The organism is Paenibacillus sp. J22R232 (assembly GCF_056269165.1).
In genome coordinates this window covers 405,155-428,701 of the sequence record NZ_JBWDNK010000003.1, presented here as the reverse complement: position 1 = coordinate 428,701, position 23,547 = coordinate 405,155, and the positions used below count along the sequence as shown (strand labels likewise).

Below are 23,547 nucleotides of genomic sequence, written 5' to 3'. Positions count from 1 at the left end.
CGTATCCCAGCGGACCTAATTTAGCGTCTCGAACGAGATGCTGAGCTTCTTGCTTTGAAGAGATGAATATTATCAAGCGAGCGGCCTGTTCCGATCGCTACGCAGTCGAGCGGATTGTCCGCAACGATAACCGGCATGCCTGTTTCGCGTTGCAGCAGCTTGTCCAGGTTGCGCAGCAAGGCGCCTCCGCCCGTAAGCACGATGCCGCGATCCATAATATCGGCGGACAGCTCCGGCGGGCATTTCTCAAGCGTTACTTTCACAGCATCGACAATCGCGTTGACCGTATCTGCCAATGCCTCTGTAATCTCATCGGATGTGATAGCCAGCGTTTTTGGCAAGCCCGATACGAGATCGCGACCGCGAATTTCAATCGTCTCCGGCTTTTCGAACGGAAGCGCTGAGCCAATCTCCATTTTGAGCTGCTCCGCGGTGCGCTCGCCGATCATAAGGTTGTATTGCCGCTTGATGTATTGCGTTACCGCCTCGTCCATTTCATCGCCCGCAACGCGAATGGAACGCGCCGTAACGATGCCTCCCAAGGAGATGACCGCTACTTCTGTCGTGCCGCCGCCAATATCGACAACCATGCTGCCTGTTGGCTCCCATACCGGCAAATCAGCGCCGATTGCAGCTGCGAAAGGCTCCTCGATTGTATAGGCCTCACGGGCTCCAGCTTGCTTGGTCGCATCCTCTACTGCCCGTTTTTCAACCGCCGTAATGCCTGACGGCACGCAAACCATGACGTTTGGATGACGTGGAAATAAAGAGCGTTGCTTCTGTGCTTGACGAATAAAATATTTAATCATCGTAGCCGTCGTTTCGAAATCGGCGATGACGCCGTCTTTCATTGGACGAACAGCGCGGATGTTGCCTGGCGTTCTACCGATCATTTTTTTGGCTTGCTCGCCAACTGCCTCGATTGTTTTTGTATCTGTACGAAGGGCCACTACGGAAGGTTCCCTCACGACGATTCCTTTGCCTTTGACGAAAACCAACGTATTTGCCGTACCTAAATCAATACCTAAATCTTTCGAAAAACCACCAAACATGTTGTTGCTCCCTTCTAATTGCCACATCACTTTATTATATTACATATGACCTTGTTCCTTCAAACTTACGAATCTTCCGTCGCCGATTACGAGATGGTCAAGCACTTCTATTCCGACTAGCTGGCCGGCTTCCGCCAAGCGCCTCGTTAATGCGATATCCTCCGGGCTAGGCGTTGGATCGCCGCTTGGGTGATTATGAATGCAAATAATAGATGCGCTGCTGCGCGAGATGGCTGCGCGAAAAACTTCACGGGGATGGACAAGCGATGCATTGAGCGTACCTACGGACAAGGTTTCGCGTCCTATGATGTGATTTTTGGTGTTCAAAAACAAGCATACGAAGTGCTCCTTCTTCAAATAGCGAAGATCCTCCATCACATAATCCGCTGCATCCTGGGGCTTGCGGACGATAATCGCTTCGCCCATTTGACTACGTGAAATTCGTTTCCCAAGCTCAATTCCCGCACGGAGCTGAATCGCTTTGGCAGGACCAATTCCGCGAATGGACGTCATTTCTTCCATGCTCATATCCATCAGGTTACGCAAGCTGCCGCATTGCTTTAATATCGTCCCTGCCAGGTGAACGGCAGATTGACGCTGCGTACCCGTACGGAGCAATATCGCTAACAATTCGGTATGGCTAAGTGCTTCTGCCCCATATTTCATCATGCGCTCTCTCGGACGTTCTTCATGGGGGACATCACGCAAAATCATCGGTTGCGGCAACATGTCCCAATCCCGCCTTCTCCATATTGGTTTGTTTATAGCCTGCCTAATTTTTGAAAAAAAATCCGAGCGGCGCCACAAAAACATCCTTTAGATTACTGCGATATCAAAGGAGGCCAGCATGTCGGACAATAGCGACAACGGCAGTCCTACAACGTTGAAATAACAGCCGTCGATTCGGTCCACCAACGTGGCTCCCAAGCCTTGAATGCCGTATGAGCCTGCCTTATCGAGCGGCTCGCCTGTTGCCACGTATCTTCTGATCTGATCTTCGGTAAGGGATTTCATCGTGACCTTCGTCATGCGATGCGCAGCAACTGCTTCAGAAGTAGAAGAAACTACGAGCGCGACACCCGTAAACACCTCATGGGATCGCCCTTGAAGACGCCGCAGCATCGACATCGCTTCTTCCTCATCGGCCGGCTTGCCCAGCACATCGCCGTCAAGCACCACAATGGTGTCTGCGCCAATAATTAAAGACGAAAGAACCTCTTGTTTTTGTTGCAGCATTGGAATCGCGGCTTTTGCTTTTCTTAGACTAAGCGCCTCCACGGCCTGCGCCGGAGACCAGCCTGCTTCGATCGTTTCGTCCGTATCTGTAGACAAAATATAAACCGGCAAAGAAAGGTCCAGCGATGCGACCAGTTCTTTCCGGCGCGGTGACGAAGAGGCCAGGACGAACTGGCTGAACGCTTCGTTGCGTAATTGGTTATAAGCCATCAAATTATTGCTTCTCCTTCATGCTTTCCTTAAGCGGTCAAGGCCGCCTCACTACATTTTGCGGTACAACCATATTGCAATTACAGCTCCGATTATGCTGAACAAACTGAATTGCAGGTGAAGCGCCAGGTTGAAACTGAGCACATATAGATCAATGGCGGGAGACCATGAAGCCTCAATTGGTTTTGTTAGAAATGAGATGCCTTGAACGGGGGCCAGCCACCGCGCGACTAATGCGCCGGCTAATAAGCCAAGAATGATAAAAATGAGAAGGATCCAGCCGTTTTTCTTCATCTTTCAACGCCTCTCGCCATGAAATGACACCTAAGACCATTATACGCATGAACCTATTCGTTTACAATGCGCTGATGGACTCAAACCATTCTTTCTGAGCGATGACTGCACGCATAATTCCAGTTTGTGAAGACCATAAGTGAGCTTGCGAGGGCTTCTTATCGTACTCTACCATTGATGTTGCGGCCGAATTAACAGCCTGGATGATCTGCTCCACATAGGCCTTTCCTTCCGCGTCCCCTATACCTATTCGCATTGCCGCCGCATTTTCGGTCCATTCCTTATGCTCTGCCTGCCAGGAGGCTGCCGCCGTTTTGCTCAAAGGATTGAGCGTCGGCTGCTCCAATTGGGCCAATGTCAATTCATCCAGCATTTGGACGAGTGCGCCCGTATGTTCAAAGAAGCGCTGAGCGACAGCCGAGTTGCCTGAGAATGGCAGCTTGCCAGGGGCATCGATCGTTACTTCTTTTACGTACAATTCCAAATCCGGCAGCAATCCCTTGATTGCTTCTGCCTGCTTGCGGTCGCTCCCCAAGCCCGCATAAACTCTGTAATCCTTAGCGCTTGTCAGAGTCGCCCCAGCCAAGCCTTTCTTAGCAAGCTGGTCAAGCGCGGCATCCTTCCCCTCCGTATTGCTGAATACGCCGAACTGCAGCATGAAATACGTATGCTCCAGCCCTGTCAGGCTGACTGTTGGAGCCGTGCTGCCTTGATCCTCGCCCGAGCCATCCGCCGCTGACGGTTTAGGCGTATCGTTATTTTTGACGTTTGCCCCGTTCTCCGTTCCTTCTCCGCTGCCTGCCGCATTGCCAATGACCGGTTGAGCGTCCGGCTTATTGCCTGCTTCGCCGGGAAAAAGGCTGGCTCCCGTAAATAAGGACAGCAGCAAGTAACCAAATAGCGCTCCCGTTGCAAGCGCGGCTGCTACCGACAAAAAGACGTTAAACCACGAAGGCGCGGACGAGCTTCTTTTAATTCTCGAGTATTGCGCTTTGCCTCTGCGCGGCTCCTCGTATATTCGCTCTTCCCCGTAAGACTGAATGTCCTCCAGCTCTTCATGAACGGGGAAATCCATTTCTTCGTCTACGGCTTTTTTTTCTTTTTTCACCAAATAGAGCTCGTCCTTGTACGGGTCTTCTTTTTCTATTTTCTCGATGGGCGGTACGACAGCTTGTTTGATTGTTTTCCCTTTGCTGGCTGCCGGCACGGTATCCGCGTTCCGAATAAGCTCCTCCAAGGCGGCGATATCCTCCTGAAACGGGCTGTTCCAAGGGCTGACCTCACTCATAGCATGCTGTTCTACGGCTGGATATAAAGGAACTACTTTCGGTTTAGGCAATCTATTACCCTGAAGAGCCGTGCTGCCTGCTTCATCGGGTTTGTTCTCAGGGACATCCAGCTGCTTCTCGAGGCTGTTGCCATCTCCCGTTACAGCTTGTCCATTGCGATCGAAACGATAGGTAATCCGATTTTTTTGCGTCATTCCATCCACTCCTTGTCCCTTTCATCTCGTATCATTCTATGAGAGTTTTACGAGATTTAGACCGAACGGGAAAGGCAAGTACAAGGTTAATGACCCCCGGAATTCCAAAAGCCCGATGACTCCTATGTGGAATCATCGGGCTTTTATCGTTTAGTGATTCGACTTCAATGATTTGGCCAGCAAATCCGCTACCTTCCAAATATCGCCTGCTCCCATCGTAATAACGAGATCGCCAGGCACGACGCGTGCCGTCAAATATTCGAGCACTTCTTCCTTTGTCGGCAAATAAGTGGTGTTCGAATTGCTGTTGCTCTTGATTAGCTCTACAAGCTTAAGCGAGGTCACACCCTCTATTTGAAGCTCGCCAGCCGGCGAGTAAATGTCGGTAATAATGACTTCATCCGCCTCCGGAAACGCACGGCTAAACTGCTCGAACAAGAAGAACGTACGCGTATACCGCTGCGGCTGAAATACAGCAATGATGCGTTTCCCCGTTGCTTTTGCCGCGCTGATTGTCGCTTTGATTTCCGTAGGGTGATGGGCATAATCGTCGATAACCAGAATATCGTTGATTTCGCCAAGCACTTGGAATCTGCGCTTGGCTCCCCTGAAGGATTGAATGGCTACGGCAATCTTGTCGAAGGATAGACCCGATTCCAAACAAGTGATGACCGTCGCCATTGCATTATACACATTATGCAAGCCTGGGACGGACAGCTCAACCTTGCCGAGCTCCGCGCCTTTGTACGTCATCGTGAAGGCTACCTTACGGTCTCCGAGCACAATGTTCTGGGCTTTATAATCCGCATCGCCGTCAATGCCGTAGGTAACAAGCTGCGCTTTGTCAATATCGCCTTTGTATACCTGCGGGATCAGTTCGTTAACCGTCTCGTCATCCGCGCATACAATCGCTTTTCCGTCCGTTTTCACCTGCTGCAAAAATTGCACGTAAGCCGCCTTGAGCTTGCCGAAGTCGCCATCGTAGTTTTCTAGGTGATCGGGCTCGATATTCGTCACGATAGCGAGCGTCGGATGGTAGTGAAGGAAGGAGCCGTCACTCTCATCCGCTTCTGCTACGACGTATTCGCCCTTTCCTGCTTTTGCGTTAGTGCCTACGTTGACGATTTCGCCGCCAATAATGTAGGTTGGATCTGCATCGCAGGATTCCATAACGAGTGCGATCATCGAAGAAGTCGTTGTCTTCCCGTGTGCGCCGGCTACAGCAATGCCTTTGCCTGCATTCATCAATCTTGCCAGCATCTGCGAGCGGTGCAATACTGGAATGTTGAGCTCCTCGGCCGCTTTCCGTTCAACGTTGTCCTTAGACAGCGCCGTGGAATACACAACCAAATCCGCACCTTTCACGTGCTCAGGCTGATGACCGATATAGATGCTGGCACCATTGGCTGCAAGCTTCTCTGTTAATTCTTGCCTAGCGACATCGGACCCGGTCACCTTATAGCCCATTTCCAGCATAACGCGGGCAATGGCACTCATTCCGTAACCGCCGATTCCGATGAAATGAACGTGTTCTGCCGTATTCAAAGACGGTTCACCAACCTTTTTCAGAATCCGAGTTGTACAAAATGCGGGAGCGAACGTCGGCGATTAAATAGAGCGTGCCTGTTACGACCCCAAGGTCTGTTTCCCCGGTTAACTGTTGTAGTTTTTGTAATGCTGCTTGCCAGTTCTGTTCCACTACAAGCTCGAACGCATGCTGCATGCCTTGCTGCTGCCGCATTTCCGACACCAACTCAGCCAAAGCAACCGCATCTTTTTTCATCCGAAAATCAGGCTCGGTCAAGATAAGCGTATCCACTATTGGTAGTATATGCTTAAGTACATCCTGATGATTCTTATTCTCCAGCATACCCATCATTAGATGTAAACGATCATACTTATAGGTATTTTTGAGCGCCTCGGCAAGCGCTTGCGCACCTTCCGGATTATGCGCCCCGTCAATCAAAATACGCGGCTGCTCTGACAGCATTTCCAGTCTGCCTGGCCACGCTGCCGCTTTGAGCCCTTCGCCAAGCACCTCGTCCTCTACCACCAGAGCGTTATATTGGCGGAGCACCTCGAGCGTCATTACGGCTACTGCCGCATTGGTCCGTTGATGCGCGCCGTTTAACGTAATCGTCAAAGGCTCGATGCTGCGGAACAGATTGTTGAAGCGGAAGGTTTGTTCATTCTCGCGCGCCGACAGCGTCTCAACGTGAAACTGCTCGCCCAGCAAATAAAGCGTGCTTTTTTTCTCGGCTGCCGTGCGTTTAATGACCTCAATCGCCTCCGGCTGCTCGACCGCGCTTATGACCGGAATGCCTGCTTTGATAATGCCAGCCTTCTCGCTCGCCACAGCCTCGATCGTATCCCCCAGACGGTCCATATGGTCATGTCCGATATTCGTAATGACCGTAACGACAGGCTGAACGATATTCGTTACATCCAGGCGTCCGCCAAGGCCTGTCTCCCATACAACGTAGTCGGGATAGGTAACCCTCGCGTAGAAGAGAATGGCAAGCGCAGTGGACACTTCGAACATCGTTGGCGAGCCAAGCTCCGTCTCTGCAAGCTCCTCAACGAACGGCTTCAGCTCATTCGCGAGCCTAAGCAGCGTTTCTTCGTCGATATCGACGCCGTTGTACTGGAATCGATTCGTAAATTTAGTAATGTAAGGAGACGTGAACGTGCCTACGTCATAACCTGCCCGCAGCAGCACGCTGGTCAAAAAGGCGCAAGTCGAGCCTTTGCCGTTCGTGCCTGCGATATGGATGAATTTCAGCCTGCGATGTGGATTATCCAGCAGCTCCATCAGCTTTTCGATCCGTTCCAAGCCCGGACGTATGCCGAATGGAATTAAGCCATTTATCCAATCCACGGCTTCCTTATAGGATTGCAGCGGCTCTGACGGCCGCTGCTCAAATGGTTGATTCGTCATTCCAATCGTTCCTTCTTCCGTTTTGCAGCGTTAACCGCGCAGCTCCGCAATTCTAGCCAGCACCTTGTCGCGTTTGTCTGCATAATCGTTCATTTTGGCACGCTCTTCGTCAATGACCTTGGCTGGCGCCTTCGCGACAAAACCTTCGTTGCCAAGCTTCTTCTCAATACGATCAACCTCAGCATTCAAATGCTGGTGCTCCTTCTCAAGCCGCGCAATTTCCTGCTCGATATCGATCAGTCCCGCGAGCGGCAGGTAAAGCTCTGCGCCTGTCAGGATCGCGGTCATCGCTTTGTCAGGCGCACTGATATGCAAGCCCGTTTCAAGGCTTGACGTACCGCAGAAGCGCTTAATGAATTCTTCGTTGCGGGTCATAATAGCGGCTTCCGCCTCGCTGGACGGCTTGATCAGCATCTCGATTTTTTTGCTCATCGGCACGTTTACTTCAGCGCGGATGTTGCGTACCGCACGGATCATCTCCATCAGCAGTTCCATTTCTTTAACGGCATCCGGAGCTTCAAGGGCAGTGTCATACACCGGCCATTCGGCCAATGTGATCGTGTCGCCAGTATGCGGCAGATGCTGCCAAATTTCCTCGCTGATATATGGCATGAACGGGTGAATAAGGCGCTGCGTGCGATCCAGTACGTAAGCAAGCACCGACTGCGTCGCTTTTTTGGCAGCTTCATCCGTGCCGTAAAGGCTGAGCTTTGCGAATTCGATATACCAATCGCATAGGTCATCCCAAATAAAGTTATACAGGATACGCCCGGTTTCGCCGAACTCATAGCTTTCAATTAAGCGGGTGACATCGCGAACGGTCTCATTCAAGCGATGCAGAATCCAACGGTCCGCTGTGCCAAGACTTACCTTAATGTCGATGTCGGCCGCTTCCACGCCCTCCAGGTTCATTAAGGCGAAGCGCGATGCGTTCCATATTTTGTTCGCGAAATTACGGGCCTGCTCTACCTTCTCCCAGCGGAAACGCAGATCCTGTCCCGGCGTGCTGCTTGTGGAGATCATGTACCGCATGGCATCTGCGCCGTACTTCTCGATAACCTCGAGCGGGTCAACGCCGTTGCCTTTCGATTTCGACATCTTCTGGCCATCGGAATCGCGAACGAGGCCGTGGATCAATACGTCCTTGAATGGTGATTGCTCCGTAAATTCGAGCGCCGTAAAGATCATGCGCGCAACCCAGAAGTAAATGATATCATAGCCCGTTACGAGTACGTCCGTGGGGTAAAAGCGTTTCAGGTCCTCGGTTTGATCCGGCCAGCCGAGCGTAGAGAACGGCCAAAGCGCCGAGCTGAACCATGTATCGAGCACGTCGTTGTCCTGGCTAAGATGCTCGCCTGCCATATCCTCGCGGGACACATGCATTTCGCCGGTCGACTCGTCATACCATGCCGGGATGCGATGACCCCACCATAGCTGCCTCGATATGCACCAATCGCGTACGTTCTCAATCCAGTGCAAGTAAATTTTCTCGAACCGTTCCGGTACGAAGTTCACGCCTTTCCCAGACTTCTGGGCAGCAATCGCAGCTTCGGCGAGCGGTTTCATCGCAACGAACCATTGCGTCGACAGATACGGCTCGACAACGGCGCCGCTGCGCTCGCTGTGTCCAACCTGATGCACATGGTCCTCGATGTGGACGCATACGCCTTGCTCCTGCAAATCCTTAACGAGCTGCTTGCGGCAATCCGCGCGGTCAAGCCCTTGGTAAGGACCGGCTTCGGCGTTCATCGTGCCCGTTTCGTCCATAACGATAATCTGAGGCAGGCTGTGGCGCTCACCCATCTCGAAGTCGTTCGGGTCATGCGCCGGCGTAATTTTCACGGCTCCTGAGCCAAATTCTTTGTCAACGTATTCATCGGCAATGATCGGAATCTCGCGTCCGACAACCGGAAGCACGATCATTTGCCCAATCATATGCTTATAGCGGTCATCCTCGGGATGAACGGCTACCGCCGTATCGCCAAGCATCGTTTCCGGACGGGTCGTTGCCACCGTGATAAAGCCCGATCCGTCTTTGAGCGGGTACTTCAAATGGTACAGATGTCCGTTAACTTCCTTATGCTCAACCTCAATATCGGAAAGCGCCGTGCGTGCGGCCGGATCCCAGTTGATAATTTTTTTGCCGCGGTAAATGAGCCCTTTCTCGTACAGCTTTACGAAAACCTCGCGTACCGCTTTGGATAAGCCTTCATCGAGCGTGAAACGTTCTCTCGAATAATCGAGGGAGAGTCCCATCTTCGCCCATTGGTCGCGGATGGTGTTCGCGTACTCTTCCTTCCACTCCCAAACCTTCTCCAAAAACGCCTCGCGTCCAAGATCGTAACGGGACACGCCTTGCTCGCGCAGCTTCTGTTCTACTCTCGTCTGCGTCGCGATGCCCGCGTGATCCGTGCCAGGCAGCCATAGCGCATCGTAGCCTTGCATCCGCTTCGTCCTAATCAAAATATCCTGCAGCGTGAAATCTAGCGCATGACCGATATGAAGCATGCCCGTTACGTTTGGAGGCGGGATAACAATCGTATACGTCTCCGCGTCCGGGCGCTTGCCCGCTTCAAAAAATTTCCCCTGCATCCAGTAATCGTACCATTTCTGCTCAGCTGCCTTCGGATCATAGGTTGTTGGCATTGCAGTTGTCGTTTGATTTTCTGACATTCGTTCCATCCTCCATAAATCGATCTACAAACACAAAAAAAACCTGCCGCCCTCAACATAAAGGACGAAAGGTTTAGCTTCCGTGGTACCACCTTTGTTCCACGCGAACGAAATACGCATGGCACTCAAACAGATAACGGCTGTAGCCGGCCTGAATTCGGTAGGGCACAGGTTGCACCCACTTGGCTCAGGCAACTCCGGGGCGACTCGTAGCAGTCACTTCCTGCGGAACCTCTCAGCGTAACGGTTCCACTCTCTGAAGGCTTTGCTGTCTACTATTCCCCTTCAATGTCGTTATAACGCATATATATCTTTAATCATACCTTTCTTACAAAGCTGAGTCAACCAAACTAACGCAAGAAATGCCCTTATCGCTCATTTTTTTGAGCAACAAGGGCATTTCCGCCAAGCAACGCATTATGGAATATACAATAGCTGTCCTTCCGATACTCCTGAATCTTCCAATCGGTTGTAAATGACGATTTCTCTCGGGTTTAGGCTATAGCGAGAAGCAATGACGTCGAGCGTCTCGTCGCGCTGCACGATGCACATCCTGATTTTGCGGAATTCCGTGTCCTCCGATCGTTTCCCGAGGAACAGGTTCTTCCATTCAATCTCGTCGCCTGACGCTTGCACCCTAGCTTCCTCATCCGCCCGCTGCTGCGCAACCACCTGCTCGGCAGCCTCGCGGGCTGCTTGCTCGCGCCTGCTTGTTTGCAGCAAGGTCAGTATTCCGACGTCCGGCGGCGTGCCTGCCCCGTCTTGAGGCTGCTTGCCATTGAAAGCGATCCGCAGCTCTTGCTTTTCAGGTTCGGGCTCGACTCGCTGCGGAGGCAATGCTGCTTCGGTCGGCTCGGATGAAGCTTTCGCTTCTTCCTCTGCCTCTGCTTCTGCCAATGCTTCCGCTTCTTCCTCTGCCAATGCTTCCGATTCTGCAAATGCGATACGTTCTTGCTCCGACGGCTCGGATGACCCTTCAACCGGCTGCGCGAAGCTTGCGTTCGCATTCGCATACGCCGATGACGTTGTGAGCCAGCCTTCGCTCGCGAACTGCTGCGAGGCTAACGTTATTTCCCGCTCATCCTCCGCAGGTCCGGCATCTTCTTCCGCCTGCTGCTTCGGATTCGCAAACAGCTGCGAAGAGCTCCAGCCGGTATCCGAAGCAACGGAAGAAATCGTAACGATCGCCTCCGATTCGTCCGTCTGCTCTTCCTGCTGTTCATAAGCAATTTCCTCTTGCCTGCCGTATAGCTCTTCTGCTGGTATGTACGGCGTTTCAATCGCCGCATTCTGTCCATCATGCGCTTCCGGAACGCGCTCCTCGTACATTTCACGTTGATGCACGACGGTGAACGGTTCCTCGCGCCAGATTTCCTCCTGCTCCAAAACAGGCTGGGCAGAAATGCCCCGCAGCGATAATACGCCCGTAATGTTCAGCGTTCGCGCCGACAATAAATCCACATCGAAATTATCGATCTCGATCGAAATGTCATCCAGCCGCGATATCCGGTTCATTGGCAGCGTTATTTCAACCGGTATCCAGTGCTCAAGCGTGAGTGAATTCTCGGAATCGGTTTGACTCCGATACACACCGCTCAGAAGAAGCTGCCCTCTAAGCACAGCATGATCCCCCTGGTCGATAACCTGAATGCGGGGAACAAGCTCGATTTCCTCCAGCTCGTCAATTGCCGCAACATCATCGGGCAAATGGACGCGCTCATACACGTCAAAGCGTAATCCGTTCGTTTGATCCGACACGCTAAAGTCCTCCCCTCTCCTACTGAATGCTTGGTCTAACTTTACATTCACTACTTATCTATATGGTAGGAGAAGCTGGAGCATGACTATCATTTTGGTCGTGCCGGCATCTTTCCCGACAGGTGAGCCAGCCACTGCGGCCATGGCGAAGCGATTTCCATGGCCTGGTCTGTCCAAGGATGGGCGAATACCAGCTTTTCCCCATGCAGCGCTTGGTGGCCTAGCAAACGGGTATCTCCGCCGTATAAGCTATCTCCCACCAGCGGGTGGCCGATGTAACTTAGATGGACGCGTATTTGATGCGTGCGTCCCGTCTCCAGCTTAACGCGGATCAGCGACATTTCGGCATTCGAGACTATCACCTCATAATGGCTAATCGCCTCATCTCCTTGATCGGATACCCGCCTTCTTGAACGGTGATGCCTGTCCTTGCCAATCGGAGCATCGATCTTGCCTTTGGCTTTGGATAGCTGCCCGTGCACAACGGCGATATAATGCCTGTCAATCGACTTTGCCCGCATAGACTCGTCGAGCTTCCACTGCGCCAAATCGTTTTTGGCATAGAGAACCGGACCCGACGTATCGTCATCGAGTCTATGGATATGGCGAACGTTTAACGGATCGCCTTGTGCCAAGAGATGCCTGGCCGCCGCATCATCCAATGTGCCGGCTTGTCCTGGGGAAGAGCCATGGACAGCCATTCCTGCAGGCTTGTCAAAGACGATGCAGAACTCATCCTCGTAAAGCACCTTAGGCAGGGGCTCAATCGAATCCAAACGGATATTTCGGTAGACGGCGTCACTGCGCGGATCTACCGGAGGGAACGCGAGCAGTTGAAGCACATCGCCTTCCCAGCGAATCCCGCCGACTGAAAATAACCGATTAACCCACTTCTGCGGAAAAAAGGAACGGGCCAGCAGCCACTGCCGCACGATATGCGGATGACTGCCAGCCCGAGGCTGTGACAGCTCCGGCGTTGCCGCCGGACCTTTCTCCGAAGGGGGATCAATGGCTGGAGCTGGAGCAGCGGCTATGGCCCGGAGAGCTGCATCGTCCAGCTCAAGCCACTTGCCGTTCCTCTTTACACGACCATCAACCATTCCCGTTCCTCCTATTCATAACCCTATAAACGGCTTAATGCGGCGTGATGCGCCTCCACCGTAGCATCGATATCCTCATCGGTATGAACGGCCGATACAAACATGCCTTCAAATTGGGATGGAGCCACGCTAATGCCCAGATCAAGCATCGAAGCAAAATACGCCTTGAATCTTTCCAGATCCGATGTTTTGGCAGTCTCGAAATTGATAACCGTCGTCTCGGTGAAGAACGGACATACCATGGAGCCTACGCGGTTAATCGTGCTCGGAATGCCAAGCTTGCGGGCATTGGATTCAAAGCCGAGATGCAGTCTTACCGCTTGGCGCTCCAGCAGCTCATAAACCTGAGGTGTCAGCAAGCTTAGCGTCGCAAAGCCTGCAGCCATCGCAAGCGGGTTGCCCGACAGCGTACCCGCCTGATAAATGGGTCCGCTAGGCGCAATCAGTTCCATCAGCTCACGTTTGCCGCCGTATGCGCCTACGGGCAAGCCACCGCCGATGACCTTGCCGAAGCAGGTCAGATCCGGCTTAATGTCATAAAGCCCCTGCGCACAGCTGTAGCCCACGCGGAAACCGGTCATAACCTCATCAAAAATAAGCACGGTTCCGTATTGGGTCGTCACGTCGCGCAGTCCCTGAAGAAAACCTGGCAAGGGAGGAACAACGCCCATATTGCCGGCAACGGGCTCTACGATAACGCAGGCAATTTCTTCGCCGAATTTTTCAAAAGCCAGCTTTACCGATTCGATATCATTGTATGGAACCGTAATCGTATGAGACGCGACATGCTCGGGAACGCCCGGACTGTCAGGCAAGCCGAGAGTGGCAACACCCGACCCTGCTTTGATTAGCAAGCTATCCGAATGACCGTGGTAGGAGCCTTCGAATTTCAATATTTTGTTGCGTTTCGTGTAGCCCCTGGCAAGTCTAATTGCGCTCATCGTTGCTTCCGTGCCGGAGTTAACCATACGGACGATATCAACGGAGGGCACCCGTTCGCAAACGAGCTCAGCCATGAGCGTCTCCAGCTCTGTAGGAGCACCGAAGCTTGTCCCCTTCTCCGCCGTTCGCTTAATCGCTTCAATAACCTCAGGGTGGGCATGTCCCATAATGAGCGGCCCCCATGAAGCCACGTAATCAATATAGCTGTTGCCGTCGATATCATAAATGCGGCTTCCTTGTCCGCGCTCCATATAGACAGGATTTAAGCCCACCGACTTGAATGCCCGCACCGGGCTGTTCACTCCGCCGGGAATGACCTTCTTCGCTCTTGCGAAAGCCTCTACCGAGCGCGAGTCATTTCTTAGGTTCGACTTTTCACTCATTTGCTTATACCTCTCCCTTCAACCAGCGTGCCGCATCCTTTGCATGATACGTAATGATCAGATCCGCGCCTGCCCGCTTCATCCCAAGCAGCGTCTCCAGCACAATCGATTTCTCGTCGATCCAGCCATTGGCTGCAGCCGCTTTGACCATTGAATATTCCGCGCTTACGTTATACGCGACGACAGGCAAGTGGTATTTATCCTTAAGCTGCCTCACGATGTCCAAATATGCCAAAGCCGGCTTAACCATGAGCATGTCGGCGCCTTCCGCAATATCGGTCTCCGCTTCGCGCAGCGCCTCGCGACCGTTTGCCGGATCCATTTGATACGTTTTGCGGTCTCCGAATTGAGGCGCGGAATGGGCAGCATCACGGAAAGGCCCGTAATACGCAGACGAAAACTTCACGGAATACGACATGATCGGCACATCGCTGAAGCCAGCGTCATCAAGACCTTGACGAATCGCCAGCACAAAGCCGTCCATCATATTCGATGGCGCAATAATATCGGCGCCAGCCTCGGCTTGCGATACCGCTGTCTGCACAAGCAGGTCCAAGGAGGAATCGTTATCCACTTCCGCAATGCCGGACTCTTCATGCACATGCACGATGCCGCAATGGCCATGATCGGTAAATTGGCATAAGCATGTATCGGCAACGACAACGAGCTCCGGCGCCCATTCTTTTACCGCACGGATCGCTTGCTGAACAATGCCGTCTGATGCATAAGCAGAGGTGCCTAGAGCATCCTTATGCTCCGGCAAGCCAAACAGCAGTACCGATTGTATGCCGGTGGCGACGACATCCCGGATTTCATCCTCCAATAGATCCATGGAAAGATGATAAACTCCAGGCATGGACGGAATCTCTTCCTTGATGTTCGTGCCGTGCGTTACAAAAATCGGATATATGAAATCATGAACGCCAAGCGTCGTTTCTCTAACAAGATTTCTAAGTGCTTGCGATTTGCGCAATCTACGGTTTCTAACCGTTGGAAAACGTAACATTTATAGTTCCTCCCTTGCCTTTTCGGCTAGCTGGCTTTGCTGATAACCGACGATCGCTTGAAGCAAGCCGTCCAGCGTAGCTGCTTCCGGCTCAATCGTAACGACTAAACCAGCTTCCTGCGCGGTTTTGGTCGTGATCGGTCCCATGCTTGCAATCGGAATGCCCGCAAGCAGCGCTACCGGATCAGCCACGCCTTTACGTTTCAGAAGCTCCAGCAGATTCGTTACTGTCGATGAGCTCGTGAACGTAATCATATGGATTTCCTTCTCCAGAATCCACTCAAGCGCAAGCTCGTCCTGCTGCTCGGCAAGCACCGTCTCGTAAACGTCAATCTCCGTAGGAACAAGGCCCATTGCCTTCAGCTCCAGCGGCAGCACCTCGCGAGCGAGATCGCCTCGCGGCAGCAGCACTCGTTCACCCGCCTTAAGCTGGGGCTTTAGCTGTTCAAGAAGACCTTCCGCGTAAAACTTCATCGGAAGCACCTCAGCGATAAGTCCATGCTCAGCGAGCGCTGCTGCCGTCTTCGGACCTACCGCCGCGATTTTAGCACCAAAAAACCTACGGATGTCAATTCTGAATTTGCGAAGCCACCCTAAAAAATAGTTAACGCCGTTCACGCTTGTAAACATCAACCAATCATATTGCTCTGCCAGCTCCAGCTTATCGCGAAGCGCCTCAAGCGCTTCCGGTGACGAGGGCTCGATTGTCTCAATAACGGGAAATTCGCAAGGCTCGCCGCCCAGCGTTTCAATCTGATCCGCAAGCTCGCTCGCCTGCGCCCTTGCCCTCGTGACGAGCACGCGCAAGCCAAACAACGGTTTGTTCTCGTACCACTTAAGCTTCTCCCGCTGCAATACAACCTCGCCGACAACGATGACGGCAGGTGGCTGGAAGTTGGCCGCTTTGACGATCCCCTCGATGGTCTCAAGCGTGCCGACAACCGTTCGCTGCTCTACTCTCGTCCCCCAGCGAACGAGCGCTACCGGCGTTTCAGGAGGCTTGCCGTGCTTCATTAGTTGATCGGCAATATATCCAATCTTCGCTACGCCCATCAGAAAAATAAGCGTACCGGTTGCATTCGTAACTTTATCCCAATGAATGGAGCGATCAAGCTTGTCCGGACTTTCATGCCCCGTAATGATGGAGAGGGAGGATGCGAAATCCCGATGGGTAACCGGAATGCCCGCATAAGCAGGTACGGCAATCGCAGAGGTAATGCCCGGGATGATTTCAAACTCGATTTCGTTATCATAAAGCAGCTCTGCTTCTTCTCCGACACGTCCGAAAATGGTTGGGTCACCGCCCTTAAGGCGCGTTACGACCTTGCCCTGCAGCGCCAAGTCCACGAGCAGCTGATTGATTTCCTCTTGCTTCATGGTGTGGCGGTCAGGCAGCTTACCAACGTATATCCGCTCAGTGCCCGGCTTAACGTAGCGCAGCAATCTTGGGCTTGCCAAGCGGTCATACACGACCACGTCGCATTCCTTCAAGCATTGCAGTCCGCGCACTGTGATCAGCTTAGGATCTCCCGGTCCCGCGCCAACCAAGTAAACCTTCCCCTTATCCAATTCCGTCATCCCCCGATTTCAGCTAATATACGATCTGCACCGCGCGCAATGAGTGCGGCTGCGACGTCCTTGCCGAGCTGCTCAGGGTCAGATCCTTGCATAACTTCCTTAAGCAAAACAGCGCCATCAGGCGAGCCAACCATGCCGGTCATGATCAAATTATAGGTCCCGGATTGGCCCTCCATCTCTTCGCCCCTCATGCAGTAGGCGCCAATCGGAACTTGGCAGCCGCCGTTCAATGAGCCCAGAAAGCTTCGTTCCGCCCTGACAGTCAGCTCCGTTTCACTATCATTGAGCAATGAAAGCAGCTCTCTTATCTGTTCATCATTCTCGCGGCATTCAATGCCAAGCGCACCTTGCCCAACTGCCGGCAGGCATACATCTACCGGTATATTCGCCGATATGCGGTCCTGCCAGCCCATGCGCGTAAGCCCGGCGGAAGCAAGCACAACCGCGTCGAAGCCTTCCGTCTCCAGCTTGCGGATACGGGAGTCGATATTGCCGCGAATGGACTCCAATTGCAGATCAGGTCTCGCATGCTTGAGCTGGCATGAGCGGCGCAAGCTGCTCGTCCCAACGCGGGCGCCCAGCGGCAAAGCGTCCAGACCTCCGCCCTCGCGCGTAACCAAGCAGTCTCTAGGATCTACTCGCTTAGGAATCGCGCCGTTCATCAAGCCTTCCGGCAGCTCATACGGCATATCCTTCATGCTGTGCACAGCCAAATCGATATCACCGTCAACGAGAGCTTGCTCAATTTCTTTCACGAACAGGCCTTTGCCGCCAACCTTCGATAGCGTTACATCTAGAATTCGGTCACCCTTGGTTACGATTTTCTTTACTTCAAACGTATAATCAAAGCCATGCTTCTCGCTGATCCGCGCCAGCTCGTCAATGACCTGTCCGGTTTGCGTCAATGCCAGCGCGCTTTGCCTTGTCCCTACGACAATGACGCGTTTTCCCTGCTTGCCTGCTTCCATTATGTATGCCTCCTGTCTGTACGATGAAGAAGGCTAATCAGCCATTCATCGATGTCCCTATTGTATCGTTTGTGCCTAGCAGCATCTTCAGCCGCAAGCTTCAGTATATTCTGTCTTTTCTGTTCATCCTCGACCTCGCGGATAACTCGTTCCCGCAAACGCCGCAGAGCGGCGCTTATTTCTTCGTACTCTGCTCCGTAATTCGCCTCAAGCTCCTGCTTGATATGCTGGGACAAAGCGGGACTTGCGCCTGAGGCCGTAACCGCAAACAGCAAGTCCCCTCTTCGCAGCGCAGACGGAGATATAAATGAGCCTTTGCCCGCCTCATCCGCCGTATTTGCCCATATCCCCATACGCTCGGCAGCAGCGGCAGCTTCCTTATTCAGGCGTTTATCATTGGTTGCCGCAAATAACAGCCTGGTTCCTTCTAGATCTCCTGCTTCATAGGCACGCAAGCAGCAAGTGATGGCTCCTTCGGCTGCTAGGGCGGCAATTCGCGGCGTTACGTCTGGACTAATGATCCAAACGTTATCCGCTCCGGCATTCAATAAGCCCAGAAGCTTGCGCTCAGCAATCCTGCCTCCGCCGATTATTAAGCAGCGGCGGCCTTTAAGCTGCAGGAACACCGGATAAAATCCATTCATCGGTGTCAGTCTCCTCCTTAACCGCTTGATTAATAGGTTCGGTCAGTGGAACGAAGAGAAATAATTGGAAAATAAATTCAACAGCAGCAAACCGAAGGAAAAAATGTACAAACGCGCCAATTGGAGTCCCGGCCGCTTCAGCATCGCTCTCTGATAAACATAAATGCCATACACGATTAATGTTCCGAAGGAAGAGAGCACCTTCCAATCAAGCAATAGCGCAGCACGTCCTTCGACGAGCAATGAGGTCACGGCGATAGCAAGCGACATGGCAAGCAAGGGAACGCCTATAATGACTGCACGGTCGCCATACCGCTCCATCAGATCGAGACTGGGCAGCCTACGCACAAAGTTCGTCCAACGCTTTCTTTTCAATTGGTTATGAAGAAATAAATACATGCCTGCGAATAGTGCGCCGATCGTCAGAGCAGCATAGGCGCACAATACTAAGCTGATATGAATATAGAGCAGCTCTCTCGTTGTTTTCCAAAGCTCGAGTGATTCGCCGCTGCCTGGATTGCTGTAAAGATTTAATGCCAGTACAGCAAAACCAACGACGTTGACGAAAAAAACGATGAAATCAATTTTGAAGAACCTATTGATTACTAGCGACGTCGTAACAAGAAGCCAAGAAAACCCCAGCCAATACTCAAAAGCCGTGACCGCTGTCATTTGAAGATGCATGACGACCCTAGATATTAAGTAGCCCGTCTGTAATACCCAAACAAAAATAAGCAGCCCTGTACCCATCCGTTTCGCTCTCTGACTCGCGTTCATAAAGTCGGAGAAGTAAAACAGCAGGCTCAGGGCGTAAATATAAAGTATCGCATCATATAGAAAGTTTTGCGTCACCATAGCTCCTCCACCTTGCAGCCCTCTACCTTGTAATAGGTGCTAATACTGCCGCAGCCGCATGGGGTTGAACATTTTTCTTTTGTGCTGCAGCGACAGTATCCGTTGCCGCTTCAAGCTCGGCTTGACGCGTTTTTTCAAGCTCATTCTCAAGCGCGAACAATTTGACGAACATGTCCATCGCCTCGTCGGCACGTTTCTCGCCGGCCATTTCCTTAATGCGCAGAATCGGATCCTGCATCATTTGGTTCACGATGCTCTTTGTTAGCTTGCGGATGACCTTCAGCTCGTGATCGCCTAGATCTGGCAGCTTATTGGTCAGGCTGTTCATCGTTTCCTCGTGAATGCCGGCCGCCTTCGTCTGCAAGGAACGGATTAACGGAACGACGCCTAACGTTTTATACCATTGCTCGAACAATTCGATCTCCTCGGTTATCATGGCTTCGATCTTCGCCGCCTCCTGGCGCCGATGCTCCATGTTGCTCTCCACGATACCTTCCAAATCGTCGATATCATACAAAAAGACGTTCTCTACTGCCGCAATCGAAGGATCCAGGTCGCGCGGAACCGCTATATCGATCATAAAGAGCGGCTTCGCCTTCCTCCGCTGCATAGCAGCCGCAACCTGCTGCCGTGTCAGAACGTAGCCGTCAGAGCCGGTTGAGCTGATAATAATATCCGCTTCATGCAGCCTCTCGGCCGCTTCTTCCATAGACCAAGCAACGCCATTGAACTTATCGGCCAGCTGCGTCGCCCTCTCATACGTCCGGTTTACGACGACGACGCGCTCCGCACCGTTCGCGTACAAATGCTTGGCGGTAAGCTCGCCCGTTTCGCCGGCACCGACAACCATTACCGTCTTTTTGTTGAATTGTCCGAAAATCCGCTTGCCTAGCTCTACCGCTGCATAGCTAACAGATACCGCCGATTCACCGATTGACGTTTCCGAATGGGCCCGCTTCGCCATCGTCACCGCTTGCTTGAACAACATATTAAATACGGTTCCCGTCGTCTTCTGCTGCTGCGCAAGCAAGAATGCATTCTTTACTTGTCCCAGAATTTGAGTCTCGCCGATTACCATGGAATCCAAACCGCTAGTCACGCGAAACAGATGGTCGATCGCTTTCTCGTCTTCATACATATATAAATGGTTAGTGAAATGCTCCCGCGGGAGCTTGAACCACTTCTCCATAAAGCTGCGAATGTAATGCCCGCATAGATGATGCCTATCTACTACCGCATAAAGCTCCGTACGGTTGCAGGTCGCTACTATGACACATTCCATTATGCTTTGTGTCTGAATAAGCTGGGACACTGCTTCGGGTAAATCCCGTTCCGCAAATGCAAATTGCTCTCTTACTTCCACGGGAGCTGTTCGGTAATTCAGTCCTACTGCGATAATGTGCATGCGCGGTCTCCTGCCTCCTTCTCTTGTGCGTATAAGCCACTGATGTTATCGCTAATTATAGCATAGTTCGTTATTCAGATAATGTTCATTTATGAATAATATTTGAAAACTACAGACTCATTATTCCCTATTCATACAAAGAAATAACCATGGATATTCTCCATGGTTATCTCGCTATGATTAATAAGTTTTAAAGCTCTTAAACGAGCTCAGTTTGTTTCATTTGTGGCTCTTCCACTTGCAGTTCGCCCATACCGCGCACAAGCTTCTTCGCATAAGTCGCTTTTGGCTTCAATACAGCGAGCATGTAGTCGATCGCAAGCTGAGGATCTACAGTTTCACCGCAGGTATAACAGTCTAATGCAGCAAAGCCTCTCTCTGGATACGTATGAATCGAGAGGTGACTCTCCGACAACAGCACGAGTACAGTTGCGCCTTGAGGATCGAATTGTTTTGCTTGAACCGACAATACAGTAGCACCACATGCTTCAGCAGCCTCTACCATGTGTGATTGCAAAAATTCTGCGCTGTTAAGTAGATCAAAGTCTACACCCCAAGTATCAACAGCAACGTGTCTTCCGAAAGTTGAGTATTCCATCTTCCGGTTCCCCCTTCCTAGGAATAAAATGTTTGAAAAATTTCATCCGCTAGGACCTACGTCATTCACTTCTCGAGGGATTAATCTCTCGCAACATAACTATGTCCTGAGTGAATCCTGGTTCCTATTATTTTCTTCAACAATCTTTTCAACGAGAATAAAAATAACATCTATCCGAGATAAATGCAATAGTTTTTTTCAGAAAGCTGTAATTCGCCTTTCTGCATCAACCCCGTTCTCAATGTATGACATCAGAACTTGTCCCGCAACGGTATGCTGCTTACCCTGCCATATTATTTTTCGTGTCTGCCGCGCTGTAGACGGAAATGTGATCAACCTTGCCCGAAGACTTCGTAATGGCGAATTTCAATTGATATTGTTTATTGACCTCATACGTATAGATCGTATCGGAGCCGCTGACCGTCTTCTCTTCTGGCGTTCCCAGCGCAACTTCAAGATCCTTCAAGGAGATCTGCTTCAGCTTAGGCGAATAAGACCTTACATCAAACACGACCATGCCTTTGTTATATCCGAACGTAACACCTTTGTCCTTATAGGTCGCATAGATGCCTTTACCCGCTGATTCATTCGAATCAGGCTTGCCCCAAGCCTTCTCGATCTCATCAAATAGAGAATCATGAGCCGCATAATCGCTTCCCTCAACCTTGCCTTCCTTGGCTAGATTATAGATTGGCCCGATCAATTCGCTAACCTCTGCACCGCTTTCGGCCGCTTCGTCATTATTATCGCCGGACTGCTCAGGCTCTTTTGTAGGCTCCAAGGAAGGCTCTGCGCTCGGCTCAGGCGTCGCATCGTTGTTAGGCTGCTCGCTTGGCAGCACCGTTGCCGGCGGCGGCGTCGAATCCGTGTTGGCATCACTGCTGCATGCCGTCAATGATAAAGCAATCGCAAACGATATGCCAATTGCGAATTGTTTGAAACGCTTCGTTTGATTCATCGTTGTTCATCTCCTATATTATGTCTTTTTATGTGGGCTTAGTTTCCCTTACCTTGCTACTAACTGCAAATCAGGATAAAATGTTGCACCTCACGCAAACAAAAATAGTTAGAAAACATACATATGTGCTTTGATCGCACTCATTAGGGTTACTTGGCTGCTGTTAGAACACATAGGTGCTTGCTGCTCCCCTTCAATGCTCACTGCTAGGCTAATCTGACGCCATAAGAACGCATGTGTGCTTACAGCTCGCTCAATTGGGTTACCTGCTGCTGTAGAACACATAGATGCTTTAGCTCCCCTTCAACTTCAATCCTACACCAATCTGGAGCCATAAGAACGCATGTGTGCTTACAGTACACTCAATAGGGTTACTTGGCTGCTATAAGAACATATAGGTATTTACAGCTCCCTTTCAATCTCACCACTACACCAATCTGGCTCCGTAAGAACACATGTGTGCTTACAGCTCGCTCAATAGGGTTACTTGGCTGCTGTTAGAACACATTGGTTCTTAATTATCCCCTTCAATGCTCACTGTTACGCCAATTTGACTCCACATGCATACATGCTTGCTCACAGCTACCGGCTTTTCATAATTTCCTAAACCATAAAAAAAGAAGCCGCCGCGGCGACTCCTTCCATTAGCTTTCGTATTCAACTTACGCCTCAAGAATGAACAGCTTTCGCGTCAAATCTGTAAGGCGCTCGTCGATCTTGCGAATTTCTCCGGCTTCCTTCGTTTGGTTGCGAAGGTCAAGCAGCTCATTGACAGCGCTGTTTAACAAGCCAATCTCGCGCTCGATAAGTCGACTGCGGAATACTCGCTCCAATTGACCTAACGTATCCTTGAATTCGAATACGATTCGGTCTCCCGTTTTGGAGCTTTCGACAATTTGGTGAACAGAACCATTCTTATAATGATAGATCATCGTATAATGACTATAGATTCGGTTGACGATCGCATTGCCGCGGAAAGCAGACAGTGCCTTTCGCATGGCATTGGTCAGCCTCGGTTGCACAAGACGGCAGGATAGTACGCATACATAATAGTCTTGTTGACGTTCAAAGGTCAGTCGGACTTCTTCCCTCCCTGCTACGTCTTCGAGAACGAGCTCTTGATTCCCATTGTCGAGCACTAGCACCTGAAGGTGAATTTGCTGCTCTTCAAATAATCGGATAAACTCAGCCATCTCTTCATTCGTCAATTGCAGTTTGGCATTTACATACTCTGTGGCTAGCCGCTTAGCCATAAAAATCTCCTCAATTCTTTGAACTTGCACGCTTTGGACTTATAACTCTGGTCTCGTTGCTTAAGTATATTATACGTGATCTGAGCATTTTATTCCTGCTGTTCATCCCCGATATTCTCGCATATTCCACAATATAACGGTAGAATTCACGAGTAATGCCGACTTTTTCACTGTATCCTCTGCTTTATATAAGAACTTGCTGCTCTTGCTACC

The 23,547-nt window shown here is 51.3% G+C and carries 20 protein-coding genes and 1 other annotated feature; all 20 genes read right to left on the bottom strand.

Features of this window, described 5'->3' with window-relative positions; translation table 11 throughout:
• Nucleotides 1–20: 20 nt before the first annotated feature.
• The 20 genes from AC0YN3_RS12875 to AC0YN3_RS12780 all read right to left on the bottom strand — a co-directional run bounded on the left by AC0YN3_RS12875 (nt 21) and on the right by AC0YN3_RS12780 (nt 23,334).
• Nucleotides 21–1,052 (bottom strand): rod shape-determining protein, encoded by a 1,032-nt coding sequence (locus AC0YN3_RS12875; RefSeq protein WP_183557656.1) that lies wholly within the window; start codon nt 1,050–1,052, stop codon nt 21–23.
• Between the two features lie 39 nt (nt 1,053–1,091).
• The gene (gene radC / locus AC0YN3_RS12870) at nt 1,092–1,781 is read right to left on the bottom strand and encodes a RadC family protein (protein ID WP_475775434.1); all 690 of its coding nucleotides are present in this window, start codon (nt 1,779–1,781) and stop codon (nt 1,092–1,094) included.
• Nucleotides 1,782–1,868: 87 nt separating this feature from the next.
• Entirely contained in the window at nt 1,869–2,498 is a 630-nt protein-coding gene (locus AC0YN3_RS12865; protein ID WP_475775637.1) for a Maf family protein, read from the bottom strand.
• A gap of 51 nt (nt 2,499–2,549) precedes the next feature.
• Nucleotides 2,550–2,792, bottom strand: coding sequence for a DUF4321 domain-containing protein (locus tag AC0YN3_RS12860; protein WP_475775433.1), 243 nt, complete (start codon nt 2,790–2,792; stop codon nt 2,550–2,552).
• Between the two features lie 61 nt (nt 2,793–2,853).
• Nucleotides 2,854–4,275 (bottom strand): SPOR domain-containing protein, encoded by a 1,422-nt coding sequence (locus AC0YN3_RS12855; RefSeq protein ID WP_475775432.1) that lies wholly within the window; start codon nt 4,273–4,275, stop codon nt 2,854–2,856.
• A gap of 150 nt (nt 4,276–4,425) precedes the next feature.
• The gene (gene murC, locus AC0YN3_RS12850) at nt 4,426–5,820 is read right to left on the bottom strand and encodes a UDP-N-acetylmuramate--L-alanine ligase (RefSeq protein WP_475775431.1); all 1,395 of its coding nucleotides are present in this window, start codon (nt 5,818–5,820) and stop codon (nt 4,426–4,428) included.
• Between the two features lie 7 nt (nt 5,821–5,827).
• The gene (locus AC0YN3_RS12845) at nt 5,828–7,213 is read right to left on the bottom strand and encodes a bifunctional folylpolyglutamate synthase/dihydrofolate synthase (RefSeq protein WP_475775430.1); all 1,386 of its coding nucleotides are present in this window, start codon (nt 7,211–7,213) and stop codon (nt 5,828–5,830) included.
• A 30-nt stretch (nt 7,214–7,243) separates the two neighbouring features.
• Entirely contained in the window at nt 7,244–9,886 is a 2,643-nt protein-coding gene (locus AC0YN3_RS12840) for a valine--tRNA ligase (protein WP_475775429.1), read from the bottom strand.
• Nucleotides 9,887–9,943: 57 nt separating this feature from the next.
• Nucleotides 9,944–10,184: a binding site (T-box leader), on the bottom strand.
• Between the two features lie 119 nt (nt 10,185–10,303).
• Entirely contained in the window at nt 10,304–11,644 is a 1,341-nt protein-coding gene (locus AC0YN3_RS12835; protein ID WP_475775428.1) for a LysM peptidoglycan-binding domain-containing protein, read from the bottom strand.
• Nucleotides 11,645–11,733: 89 nt separating this feature from the next.
• Nucleotides 11,734–12,744 (bottom strand): RluA family pseudouridine synthase, encoded by a 1,011-nt coding sequence (locus AC0YN3_RS12830; RefSeq protein WP_475775427.1) that lies wholly within the window; start codon nt 12,742–12,744, stop codon nt 11,734–11,736.
• A 23-nt stretch (nt 12,745–12,767) separates the two neighbouring features.
• Nucleotides 12,768–14,069, bottom strand: a complete 1,302-nt coding sequence (gene hemL / locus AC0YN3_RS12825; RefSeq protein WP_475775426.1) for a glutamate-1-semialdehyde 2,1-aminomutase — start codon at nt 14,067–14,069, stop codon at nt 12,768–12,770.
• Between the two features lie 4 nt (nt 14,070–14,073).
• Entirely contained in the window at nt 14,074–15,075 is a 1,002-nt protein-coding gene (gene hemB / locus AC0YN3_RS12820; RefSeq protein ID WP_475775425.1) for a porphobilinogen synthase, read from the bottom strand.
• Nucleotides 15,076–16,653, bottom strand: coding sequence for a uroporphyrinogen-III C-methyltransferase (cobA, locus tag AC0YN3_RS12815; RefSeq protein WP_475775424.1), 1,578 nt, complete (start codon nt 16,651–16,653; stop codon nt 15,076–15,078). It abuts the gene before it with no gap.
• The gene (gene hemC, locus AC0YN3_RS12810) at nt 16,650–17,621 is read right to left on the bottom strand and encodes a hydroxymethylbilane synthase (protein ID WP_475775423.1); all 972 of its coding nucleotides are present in this window, start codon (nt 17,619–17,621) and stop codon (nt 16,650–16,652) included. The genes cobA and hemC overlap by 4 nt, the downstream gene beginning before the upstream one ends.
• Nucleotides 17,621–18,265 (bottom strand): precorrin-2 dehydrogenase/sirohydrochlorin ferrochelatase family protein, encoded by a 645-nt coding sequence (locus AC0YN3_RS12805; RefSeq protein ID WP_475775422.1) that lies wholly within the window; start codon nt 18,263–18,265, stop codon nt 17,621–17,623. The genes hemC and AC0YN3_RS12805 overlap by 1 nt, the downstream gene beginning before the upstream one ends.
• A gap of 42 nt (nt 18,266–18,307) precedes the next feature.
• Complete coding sequence (locus AC0YN3_RS12800) at nt 18,308–19,120, bottom strand: cytochrome C assembly family protein (protein WP_475775421.1); 813 nt, start codon at nt 19,118–19,120, stop codon at nt 18,308–18,310.
• A gap of 22 nt (nt 19,121–19,142) precedes the next feature.
• Entirely contained in the window at nt 19,143–20,525 is a 1,383-nt protein-coding gene (hemA, locus tag AC0YN3_RS12795) for a glutamyl-tRNA reductase (protein ID WP_475775420.1), read from the bottom strand.
• A 199-nt stretch (nt 20,526–20,724) separates the two neighbouring features.
• Complete coding sequence (gene speD / locus AC0YN3_RS12790; RefSeq protein WP_138752416.1) at nt 20,725–21,123, bottom strand: adenosylmethionine decarboxylase; 399 nt, start codon at nt 21,121–21,123, stop codon at nt 20,725–20,727.
• A gap of 280 nt (nt 21,124–21,403) precedes the next feature.
• A complete protein-coding gene (locus AC0YN3_RS12785; protein ID WP_475775419.1) occupies nt 21,404–22,081 on the bottom strand; it encodes a DUF4309 domain-containing protein in 678 nt (225 codons plus the stop codon).
• A 662-nt stretch (nt 22,082–22,743) separates the two neighbouring features.
• The gene (locus AC0YN3_RS12780) at nt 22,744–23,334 is read right to left on the bottom strand and encodes a non-ribosomal peptide synthetase module (RefSeq protein ID WP_475775418.1); all 591 of its coding nucleotides are present in this window, start codon (nt 23,332–23,334) and stop codon (nt 22,744–22,746) included.
• Between the last annotated feature and the right edge of the window lie 213 nt (nt 23,335–23,547).